Here is an 11,015-nt window from a genome sequence, read left to right on the forward strand (position 1 = left end):
GCCTGCTATCAAAAACTGAGTTTTGATGTGAGGTAAGGCTCATTTTTTTAGGTTCTTATTAACCTGTCATCTTGTACCAATACAGGTCGTTGTTATCCTTGCTTCCTTGTCAATACTCCTCGACTGAATTCGGCTGAAAGTCGGAATGTCACGATACCAGACTACAAAATTGATCGTCACCATGAGCCGCTCATATGTAGTCAATGAACCGGTAAACTTGTCTATTGTTTCACGCGGTCCATAAGATGTGGTAGGACTGCCTCCGGTTCTCACAGTGTCGGGATTCAATCCGCCGCCAGTGGTTCTGCCGCCGCCCCCCTCCTGATCCCATGGATGTTCATCACCGGAAAATACAGCAGGAGCATTGAAGCAAATAACAACCATGACCAGGGCAATTAATGCCAGAGTCTTGGTCAACTTCATAATGCTTGCCTCCATAAATTACCCTTGGGGATGCTAGGTCTCTCATCCCCGATATCTCTCTGTTTATGCCTTCTTTTACCTCGACATAATTCGTGTCGCAGTTTCTGCTACTCCTATTCTATTAAATAACAACAGATTTGTCAAGCACAAATTTTGGCGACGCAAATTATGCGTCGCTACCCCTAACGTATGAATTTCTTTGCCAACCACGATTGATTGACAAAAACCGATTTCGATGGGCACAGTTCATGGCAGCACCAGCAATTTATGCATTTTTCGTAATCAAAAGTGGGAACGCCATTTACATGCTTGCTTAAGGCCCCCGTTGGACAGGAATTGGCGCAAATATCACATCTTGTGCAAGAATTCTCCGAAATCGCCGGCCTCACCCAGATATATCGCCCCAGCAATTTCGTTAAAATTCCGGGTATCAGTTCAATCTTCCGGTTAGATGTCAGCTTGAAATCGGAAAATCTTATATCTACTACCTTCTCCCCCACAATATCCAGCGCTTCCGGCCAGGCAATCCCCAGACCCGCCTCTGAGGCAATCCTGGTAGTCGGCACGCGATCCGGTTTGAGGCCGATGATCTCCGAGGCGACCGCGTCAATGGCAACCGCATCGGGTGAAGCCAATAAGAGATTGGCCCACCGCGGCGTCCCAGAAGAGGGGCCGTCCCCTTCCATTGCCAATACTGCATCCATTATGGTCAGCCCCGGCGGCTTCAACGACAAAATATCTACCAGAATTTGGGCAAAGTCGTTCGGCTTGGGCGCTTCCTTATGATACTCCCCTTTTCTAAATCCCGGTATCAGTCCAAACATATTCTTGACCCCGCCGGTCATCAGGGTCAGCACATGCGTCTTAAGCTTGGGGAGACTAATTATAAAATCAGCTTCAACGGCATGTTTGGCCAGATGGTAACTCTTCCCGTTAATTTCAAACCTGACCACCCCGCCCGATTCAAAATTCACCAGTCTTATATTCTCTCGCTCCGCCATCGCCAACATGCCGGTATTCTCCCATACTCTCTGGACACCTCGTTTGGCGCCCCCGGGGGAATCGCCGACAATGACTTCCGCTCCCAGCTCTCTGACTTTCCGCGCTACGGCGGCAACTATCTCCGGGTGCGTAGTTATCGCCCGCGCTGGCTCCTTGGCCGAAAGGAGATTCGGTTTGAGAAGAACTCTCATCCCCGGTTTGATATACTTATCCAGGCCCCCGAGGAGATCGAGAAGCTCTTCAATCTTTTCGTCAAGAATATCCTGCTTGTAACTGTCGCAGGCTACTATGGCAACTCTGGTCTTGGGCAAGTCAAGCATGTTGCACATAATACGCTGTCATTGACAGAAATGAAACCGGGATTTTGTACGAAGAAAATGCTCCCTTGAAATTTACGTCTGAATCAAACGGGACTGAGAATATTCAATTCTGAATAAGTGTTGAAAAGCCGCCCTAAAAAGGCGTAAGCTTGCTCTCGGCAAAAAGAAATGGGGATTATCATCCTGAACTTGATCCAGGATCCGAAAAGTGGGAAATTGAGTGCGAGGTAGTTGCTAATTTGCAGCGCGCCCCAAAGCCTGACTCTTTCCTTAAGACTGGGATAGAGTCTTCTTTATGGCTTCATTGATTGCGTCACGGATCCCTTCCCTCGGCGCCTCATATCCCCAGCCGATTTCGCGGCCGTTCACAAAAATCCCCCGGGCGAGATGATAGCGGGCCAGAACTGAGGCCTCATCTGCCGGATACTCATTAAGGACAACTTTGGAACCGAACTCCGCTGCTACCTCGCGCACCCGTCTGGCTTCGATACAACTGGTCAGGCATAGCCGGTTCCAGAACAGGTCCACCACTATTTTATCCGCGACCGGTTTAAATTCATATTTCTTGGTCATGAATTGCGGTGGTTCGGCTGAAGGGTCCAGAACTTTCCACATAAGTGCCTCATTACCTCGTCTCTGAACCGGCGCGAACCCGAGCTTTTCAAAATATGATGCCGGCATGAACCAGAAATCATGGTAATAACCATAGATGACAACCCCCTTTGCCCCGGCCCGTCGCGATTCATCTTCGGCCGCAACCAGTAACGCCCGACCGACCCCCTTACCTTTCCCCCGCTCAATGACATAAAGACAGGGGACAACATTTAAATCCTTCCCCAGCGGCCCCCATGGAGAAATTGCTATCGGCAGTAGATAAAGAAATCCGACCGGCGCCTGATCGAGAAAGGCCACTTTCACCCGCAGCCCCTGTCTCCATTTGCACTTGAGGTAATCGATCCGCACGGCAGCGGAGGCATCAATTTCGCCCGATTCCCCTACGTGGGAGCAGGTTCCCACAAAATGCTCGGAGTTTTCATCCATGTCACGGATTACAATGGCCGCCATCTACCCCTCCTGCATACTGAGTTTTCTGCCATAAACAGGATGAAGCGGGTCATCCCGTTCAAGTTCAAAACCGGCCTTCCGGAAAATCGCCTCCGGGCCGGTCCAGACATCGCCCGAAGTGAGATTTGCACCTCGCCGGGGAAACCCCTGAACATACTTGATCCCCTGCCGTGTCAGGTCCTTGATAATTTCGGTTATGAAAAAATGCGCCAGCCCGATTTCGCGAAACTCCGGAGCAAGGTAAATACAGGTAATCGCCCAGGCCTGTTCATCGGAAATCAAATTATATGTCTGCGCCACTTTGGGAATTCGATCCCTCGGCCCGCATTGGGACCAACCGACCGGGCGACTGTCGGCATATAGGATATATCCGTCATATACGGCATCACGAAAAAGGTCCTCCCGTAGCGCATGGTTCTGTTGCGGAGTGCGGCTCTCCCATTCTTCCCAGGTCGGCACCCACCAGGCGGTGCAATAGCAACCCGACATTTCGCACCCTTCGCAATGAATGCGATAGAAATCATCGCGCTGCTCATGGCCCAGGACTGTTACTTGAAAATTCATATCTCCCCGATAATATATAGGCTCTCAATCATCGGCAGCCTTATGGCAAAATGATTCCCCTACGATTCTTCCCACTCCCGGTACCAGTACCCGTATCCTGCCGGGATATCGCACCAGAGTGAGAAATTGCGCGGCTTGATAAACCTCGGGTCGAATGGTGTGCCATCGGCATTGGCGAAACGGGAGCTGTCCAGCAACATCGTCTTCCCGGCCCCGATCTTCCTTGTTCTCAGAACATATCCCCCCTCCTGCAAGCCGGTATTGACCTGAAGTTTCACAAAAGCCCAGTCGTAGGCGTCATGGTTGACAATGACAAACTCCCGACCGTTGAAATTGACTTCGGCATTCAGGCGGACAGTCGCCACAAAGGGAAGAAAGTCTCTCTCCCACAGCTTTTCATCAGACCGCATCAATAAACCGGCCGCCACCATCATCCCCAGCAGAATGCTGAGTGCAAAATAATCATAGCATTTGAGAATAATCCCCCGCAGCCTGCGGCTGTTTTTTTCAACTGCTATCACATCATTCACAGCTATCTCCTCTGCCTCATTTCAATTCCAGAGCACAAAACTATTCATTTTTCATTTGCTTAAAGCCGGCCTAATTTCAACCGGCCCATGATGTCAGACGAGGTATGCCCATCAAGCCTGTATTTAAAAATAAACAGTTTCTCCCGAAAACCAAGTATAATAATTTGCCTGAAATCCAATATAGATTTATACGGAGACGGGTCGACCCGCTTCACTGTTAAGGGCGAATCACTCGCACGCGTGACTTGCTTGCCCTTTAGTACGCGGCCTAGACGAGGGAATGCCACCCGGCCTTCAATTGCATCGGGCTTGTTAGCCATATCGTTGCGCCGGTGCCAGCTAGCCACAAGAGCGCTGCCGCGACACTCTAGCGGGTCTCTGTGATCAGCCGCACGATCGAAGACAATGATTCCCGGCTAATTTGATTCAACCCGAACGCTATTTTGGGTCGTAGCTCGGAGGGCAGCGATTCTATATCCACACCGGGAAGAAGAACGGTAATAACTCGCTTCTTCTGCAATAACGACAGATCAATCTCCCACCTCAGGTAGTCCCTCGACTTTCCTCCCCCGCCGATGAGATAAAGCACGAAGCGAGAAGAAGAAATCCCAGACGCAGGAACCCCCTGCAGCATTATTGCGGTGCTCGATTTCATGTTTATGTCAAAGACCTTTAGTCCCTCTTCAGCGAGTATCCGCCGCACTAGCTCGGCCGAATCCATATCCCCCCTATCATAACGGAGAAACACATCGTATATTACAGTGGTATCGGATGTATCCTCCGGTACCCATAAACGCTCTTTTTGCAGAAAATCGATTGTCGCACTCCTGCGAGCATGGTCAGTTAGCCAACTCAAGCCATACTCTGTCTTCAGAAGACCAACTAGTTCATGGTGAACCTTGAGAAGGCCCGCGGCCTCCTTAAACGCAGGATCGTCAATACTGTCAACTTCAGGGATTCCTATGCTCAGCCATTGAGCCACCTTCTGACATATTTCGTCAGAGCGGGCAAGTGCCACATACATCGCCGGCCATCGCTGCTGCATACTTCTGGAAACAGCAAAGAAAGAAACGGGCATTTCCCTGAAAGCTTCGTCCCCGGCAGTGGCCCTGAATATAGCTCTATCGACCAGCAGGTTATTTACAAACCGGACTGCAGTACGTGGGTTACTACCTGATGCAACGTCTATGATTGGCACAAGCTCCTTGAAACTCTTGCGGTCGCCCGCGGTCAAACGAGACATCACGCTGTCCCAGAAAGTTGACATTCGATTCCTATGGGGAGGGATATGGAATGGCAACTGAACAATCTTATCGAGGTACGCATAGCCCTCGAATCCGGAAATACCATATTCCTTTTCGTAGCGGTGTTGCAGGTACCCCTCAATGACCCTCCTTGCAACGCCGAGAAAGAAAATGAAACCCGGTTGAGCCAAAACCAATTTGATGCTCTCAAGTAATTTGATAGCCCTGTCTGGGAAACAGCGATCGAGGTCGTCGATCAAAACGACGACTCTCGTCTTGCTTGGCACGCGAGCGCGCGACAGTTGCTGGAAAGCATCGAAGAAAATGCTCCGATCGAGAAGTGGGTCTGGTGCGATGGCCTCCGACCTTTCAATCATATCCTTTGCGACAAATGACGCTTCGATTTCGGCGAAACCGGGGATCTTAACTTTCGATTTTGCCGAAAATCCGTACGCGACCGCCCGAAGACTACGAAGGAAGGTCCTACCGCCGTCTTCCAGTGTGGCAAGGAAGTCCTTGTTCCGCTCGATCTCCCGCACGATTGTGGCAACTAAGGGAACAATGGGTTGTTCATCACTCTCAAACCGCCAGGCGTTGAACCAAACCGTGATGACGTTCTTCCTCGTGGCGAGGTATTCCTCCACAAGCCGCATCAAACTTGTCTTTCCCGTCCCCCATTCCCCGAAAACGCCAACAGTGAAGGGTCCAGGGGTCTGTATTGCCACTTCCGCCAGTACACGAGAGTACATTTTAAAGCCGAGACCATCGGCAGTGGTCGGTGTGCCTTCGCCTATCGGCTGGTCGCTAAGAAGTGCAAGGGCTTCTACTGCGTCGTCGGATGCTTTCTTGGCCATATTTCACCTGCCTAACCTATTATATACAGCATCAAAGCAGGGACCGTCCTGTCCCTACATCTTTGTCCGGCTGTATGGTACTACTGCAATATAATCATATCTATCCTTCTATTCTTGGCTCTTCCGTCCGGCGTGTCGTTGGTCGCCACCGGTTTGTCCGAGCCGTAACCGGCCGCCTGAATCCGGTCCGCCGGAATCGCCATCGTCTGCCTGAAATACTGCATCACCGAAAAGGCCCGTTTCTCCGAAAGGCGCGTATTGGCCACCGCATCTCCCCTGTTGTCGGTATGCCCTTCGATCATGATCTTCGATTCCGGAAACATGCTGAGAATCTCCTGCACTTTTTTCAGAAGCGGGACATGCTCGTCCTTGATATCGCTCTTGCTGACATCAAACGACATCCCCGGCAACCGCAGCACCAGATCGTTGGCCGAATTGAGAAATACCTCTCCCTCGGAGGGATTAATCAGCGCCTTGGCGGCATTCAGTTTTTCCTCCTTGGCCTGGCGTAACGCCAATTCCGCCGATACTTCCGCCTGCGATTTGGCCAACTCGTCCGCTTTGGCCGTGGTAGCCGCGATTACGCTATCCATGGAACCCTTGTTCTTCATCAGCTCGGCCACTTTCATATCCAGCTCTTTTGCCAGAACCATCGGGTCTTTCGATTCTTCTCGCGAGCCGAACCTCGTCATAGTTGCGCTCAACTGCTCCACCAGCGTGGTCGCTTTCTCCTCCGCCTGTTTTCCCTGCGCCTCTGATGCTTGTGCCAGAGAGGTTGTCTCCCCCTTCAGGCTTCTGATCGCCGCCGTCAGGCTGTCCGCCGCCGCGGTCGGGCCGTTATCGAAATGAAGCAGATCAATTCCCGCCGCGGTCGCCGCTTTTTGCATCTCAATTTCATACCCCAGCATCAACTTTTCCCACGCCTGGTCATTTCGCGATAGAGCACGCACCGACATGGCGATATTCGAGGCGTGACGCGCCTCATATTCGGCCCGGGCGGCAAGTTCGAGCGATTCCTTACGGTTGTAGCGATCCTTGGTCAGAACGTCATTGGCTTTCTCGCGAGCCGTACGGGCTTTATCGAGCGTAGTGAGCGCATGCTTGGGCGCTTCATCGGCCACCGCCGTCGCAATCAGCTTATCGGCGCTTCCCAGAATATCGACCCGGATAGCCTCCAATTCGGCATTATCAAAGAACGGCCCCGCCTTTTCCGCCTCTTTAAGCCCGCCCTTGACATTGCCCGACTCTACTTTCTCGGTTGCCTTCATGAATTGCGTTTCGGCGGTCTGATAGAGGGTCGGCACCAGCACCGGCGCCTTCGCTTTGAGCGCCTTGTTGCGCGGCTCCATATATTCCGAGAGCGACAATTTAGCCACGCCCGATGCCTTGATCGCATTCTCGGCGTAACTGCGGAAATCAGCCACAAGATTATCAATCGACTGCTGCTTTTTCTGCAATTCCACCGCCTGCTTGATTTCCGCCATTTTGTTTTCAGCGTTGAGATAAGTTTTCGGGGCAAATACCGGCGCTTCGACCGCCTTGGCCGAATCGAGAAGCGATTCCAGCTCCTTCATCGGGGCTGTCCCCTGCGCCATAGCCGGGCTCTGCATGATTATCACACACAGCAACCCCAGCACAAACGTCATCGAGGTTTTCATATATTTCTCCTGTAAAAAAATTCCTTCCGACCCGAAAATATTGCGAGTTTTAAACAGAAATCGCAATAGAAAAGAATCGGTGTGAACAGCCGAACCGCCCGGCGCTCTCAGACGCCCTTTTTCTGAACCAGATATACCCCCGCAACAATCATCACCGCTCCGATAATCGTGATAAGAGTTAATTTTTCATCCAGAAGCGGAATCGCCGCTATGGTGGTCACGACCGGTTCGATATATATATATACCCCTACTTCCGTCGCCCCTTTGCGCGAAAGCCCCTCCAGCCAGAACCAGTGCGCCAGCCCGAGACAGAATACCCCCAGGAAAATCAAAGCCAGGATTATCCCCGGAGGCAGACTCAGTATTTTCGAGACCGGCGTAGTAAATGCCGCATAACCGTTCAGTATCAATGCCGGCATTATCAGTATCGCCATCGAGACCGCCAGCGGATTATTCCGCCGCGTGATATTACGGGTCATGATCGTATAAATTCCCCAGGTGATACTGCTCGAAAGTATAATCCAGTCCCCGACTGAACTCAGCCACCCCAGGCTGTCGAGCTTCCCTTTTGATATCAGTAGCACCACGCCCAGCGTTGCCACCGTTATGCCGACCAGTTTGATTGTCGAGAGCTTCTCCTTGAGAAAAACACGCGACATCATGGCGATAAATACCGGTATGGTCGCTACCAGCCAGGCGGTATTGGTGGCGCTGGTATATATCAGGCCGAAAGCCTGAATGAGAAAATGAACGGCCAGAACGACAGCGGCAATCAGAATAATCAAATAATCCGCTTTCTTGAAACTGATATCTATTTTCTTGAAAAGTATTACCAGATACAGGACAGGCGTTCCCAGAAGCAGCCTCAATGCGATTATTTCCACCGGCGAGAGATACGCCAGGGCCATCTTGGTCGCCACAAAGGAAAGCCCCCAGAATATGACGGTCAGAAGCAGCAGAAGATTAATCATAATCAGACATCATGCTCGTTGACTCTTATGCGGCCGAATTTCTCGGAAATATATACGGCCGCAACTATAAAAAGGGCGCCCAACACCAGCCAGAAAGTAATCGCTTCTTTCAGAAATATTGTGGCCCCTATCATGGTGAATAGCGGTTCCAAATAGAGATATATTCCGACCTCGCCCGCCGGCTTCCGGGCCAGCCCCTCCGACCATGACCAGAACGAAATCGCCAGACACCCCACGCCGAGAAAAGCGACTGCCATTACACCGTCCCCGGCCATTCTGGAATAAACCGTGGCGCCGCTTACTATCAGACTGTATGGTACAATCACCATCCCCGCCAGCGCAATCAGCCAGAAAGTCGCCACCAGAGGGTCAAGCCCCCGGGCGAGCTTCCGATTGACAATGGTATAAAGCGCCCAGGTGACACAACTCCCCAGTACAATCCAGTCGCCGACCGAGGAAATCCACTCAAGCGACCCCAAATCTCCTTTTGAAACCAGGAAAATCACTCCGATCGTCGCCAGAATCACACCAAAAATCTGGTAATTCCCGAATGACTCCTTTAGAACGAAAAAGGAAAGAATGGCGATAAATATCGGCGCTGTGGTCAAAATCCAGGCGGTATTGGTGGCCGTCGTCGTCATCATCCCGGTTGCCATCACCCAGAAATGAAGGAATAAAATCCCGGCGGCCAGAATTAGATATTTCAGCTGCCCCTTAAAATTGAACGAGAGCCTTTTGAAAAGGATAATTATGAACAGGGTCAGGCCGCCAAGTACAAATCGGGCGGCGATGAGCTCTACCGGGGTGAGATATTTGAGTGAGACCTTTATGGCAATATACGAAAACCCCCAGAAAAGTACTGCAATCAGTAAATATATCGACATAAGGCCTATGTTTCCATATATTGAATGGCCAATATACGATAAATTTATGGTAAACCAAGGTACTTTATATCTGTCGCTCTTAGTCGCCACTTTCGCGGTCTCCTGGGCGGCGGTGCTGATCAAACTGGCCGATGCTTCTCCTCTGCCCATCGCTTTCTACCGGATGGGCATGGCGGCACTGATTCTGGCAATCCCCGCTCTGCCCAAAATGCGTCAGACTTTCCGCATTCTCACCCGCAAGCAGATTGGACTGCTTGTGCTATCAGGTATAGTCCTTGGACTCCACTTTGCCTTCTGGGTCACTTCCCTCTTCTATACCACTATCTCCAATTCAACCATTCTCGTCGCCACCCAACCGATTTTTATCCTGGCCATGGAGGCGGCGATCCTGAAAGATAAAATTCCGGTTCGATCCGTTGTCGGCATGGTCGTTGCAATCATCGGGATGGCCGTGATCTCGCGCGGCGACCTGCACCTCGGTAAAGAATACATCATCGGTGATATCCTGGCCCTTATCGGCGCCTTCTGCGCCGGAACCTACCTTTTCATCGGGCGGCAACTCCGCGCCCGCATCGACAACCTCGGCTATATCCTGCCTGTTTATACGATTTCCGCCCTGACACTTCTGATTATCTCTCTGGCTTACGGCGAGAATATGACCGACTACCCGGCCAGGAGCTGGATAATTTTTCTCCTGCTGGCCATCATCCCGACCGTTCTCGGACATTCGCTCTACAACTGGCTTCTAAAATATGTCCCGGCTCACATGGTAGCCACCACCATCCTGGGCGAGCCGATCGGCGCCACTATCCTGGCCATATTCTTCTTTAACCAGATTCCCGGCTGGTGGACCGTGGTCGGCGGGGCTTTGATTCTCTCTGGAATTTTTGTTGTTCTCTCCCGTGGGAAAGAGAAAATGGCAGTTATAGCGGAGTAGTCTCCTCTTAATCGGCTTTTCCGCAATATTCCATCGTTCGAGAAAGATCCCTCCGAATTGCCTTGACAATTAGCCGACAGGCAATATAATTGGAATTGGCAAGAATCATCATTGTAAATGACGGAGGTCTTATGTTCAGGAGTCGCCTCATAATTATTTTATTGGCCATCAGTACGCTAATGTTTGCTCTGGTTCCGCCTGCCTTTGGAGGGGTCAAAGCCAAACCCAAAGGCATATTTGCTTTGAAGATTGGACTTCTTGGTTCCGGGCCAGTGGGATTCGAGGAGGAAATAGGAAAGTGGATGAAAGAGAATGGACTTGCCGTGGGAATTGCCCTTGATTATCCGGTCACCAAACGGCTCTATCTGGGGATTTTTGCTGATGTCCACAGCATAAAAATCCCAAGAAACCTCCCGTTCTGGGTGAATTCAGGCAAAGAAGATACCAAGGACCTTCTCAATTTCGGTTTTTCATTTAAAATGAGGGCAACTGAGCAAGGCCGCGCGCTTGTCTTTCGCCCCGGTATAGGATTCGGATATGCCATTCTCAAAGATATGCCATAT

General features: G+C 51.1%; 11 protein-coding genes. 2 read left to right on the forward strand and 9 right to left on the reverse strand.

The genetic code is table 11. The features are described 5' to 3' along the window. Positions 1-66: 66 nt before the first annotated feature. The 9 genes from NT002_05045 to NT002_05085 form a co-directional block, all read right to left on the reverse strand. On the reverse strand, positions 67-423 hold the full coding sequence (locus tag NT002_05045; protein MCX6828631.1) for a hypothetical protein: 357 nt from the start codon (positions 421-423) through the stop codon (positions 67-69). A gap of 182 nt (positions 424-605) precedes the next feature. After that, positions 606-1,754, reverse strand: a complete 1,149-nt coding sequence (locus NT002_05050; GenBank protein MCX6828632.1) for a DUF362 domain-containing protein — start codon at positions 1,752-1,754, stop codon at positions 606-608. A gap of 261 nt (positions 1,755-2,015) precedes the next feature. Then, positions 2,016-2,810, reverse strand: coding sequence for a hypothetical protein (locus NT002_05055; GenBank protein MCX6828633.1), 795 nt, complete (start codon positions 2,808-2,810; stop codon positions 2,016-2,018). Next, the gene (locus NT002_05060) at positions 2,811-3,374 is read right to left on the reverse strand and encodes a GNAT family N-acetyltransferase (protein MCX6828634.1); all 564 of its coding nucleotides are present in this window, start codon (positions 3,372-3,374) and stop codon (positions 2,811-2,813) included. Between the two features lie 59 nt (positions 3,375-3,433). Next, positions 3,434-3,904 carry a hypothetical protein gene (locus NT002_05065; protein ID MCX6828635.1) on the reverse strand — a complete coding sequence of 157 codons (471 nt, stop codon included), beginning with the start codon at positions 3,902-3,904 and terminating at the stop codon, positions 3,434-3,436. A gap of 367 nt (positions 3,905-4,271) precedes the next feature. Continuing rightward, positions 4,272-6,002, reverse strand: coding sequence for a P-loop NTPase fold protein (locus NT002_05070; GenBank protein ID MCX6828636.1), 1,731 nt, complete (start codon positions 6,000-6,002; stop codon positions 4,272-4,274). An 80-nt stretch (positions 6,003-6,082) separates the two neighbouring features. Then, complete coding sequence (locus NT002_05075) at positions 6,083-7,660, reverse strand: OmpA family protein (GenBank protein ID MCX6828637.1); 1,578 nt, start codon at positions 7,658-7,660, stop codon at positions 6,083-6,085. 107 nt (positions 7,661-7,767) lie between these two features. Next, entirely contained in the window at positions 7,768-8,631 is an 864-nt protein-coding gene (locus NT002_05080) for a DMT family transporter (GenBank protein MCX6828638.1), read from the reverse strand. A gap of 2 nt (positions 8,632-8,633) precedes the next feature. Next, the gene (locus NT002_05085; protein ID MCX6828639.1) at positions 8,634-9,515 is read right to left on the reverse strand and encodes a DMT family transporter; all 882 of its coding nucleotides are present in this window, start codon (positions 9,513-9,515) and stop codon (positions 8,634-8,636) included. Positions 9,516-9,561: 46 nt separating this feature from the next. Between NT002_05085 and NT002_05090 the strand changes: the two genes are divergently transcribed. Further along, complete coding sequence (locus NT002_05090; GenBank protein MCX6828640.1) at positions 9,562-10,452, forward strand: DMT family transporter; 891 nt, start codon at positions 9,562-9,564, stop codon at positions 10,450-10,452. Positions 10,453-10,583: 131 nt separating this feature from the next. Beyond that, a partial coding sequence (locus tag NT002_05095; GenBank protein ID MCX6828641.1) for a hypothetical protein occupies positions 10,584-11,015 on the forward strand: 432 nt, incomplete at its 3' end.

Source organism: Candidatus Zixiibacteriota bacterium (genome assembly GCA_026397505.1).
In the GTDB taxonomy this organism is placed as follows: Bacteria; Zixibacteria; MSB-5A5; order GN15; family PGXB01; genus JAPLUR01.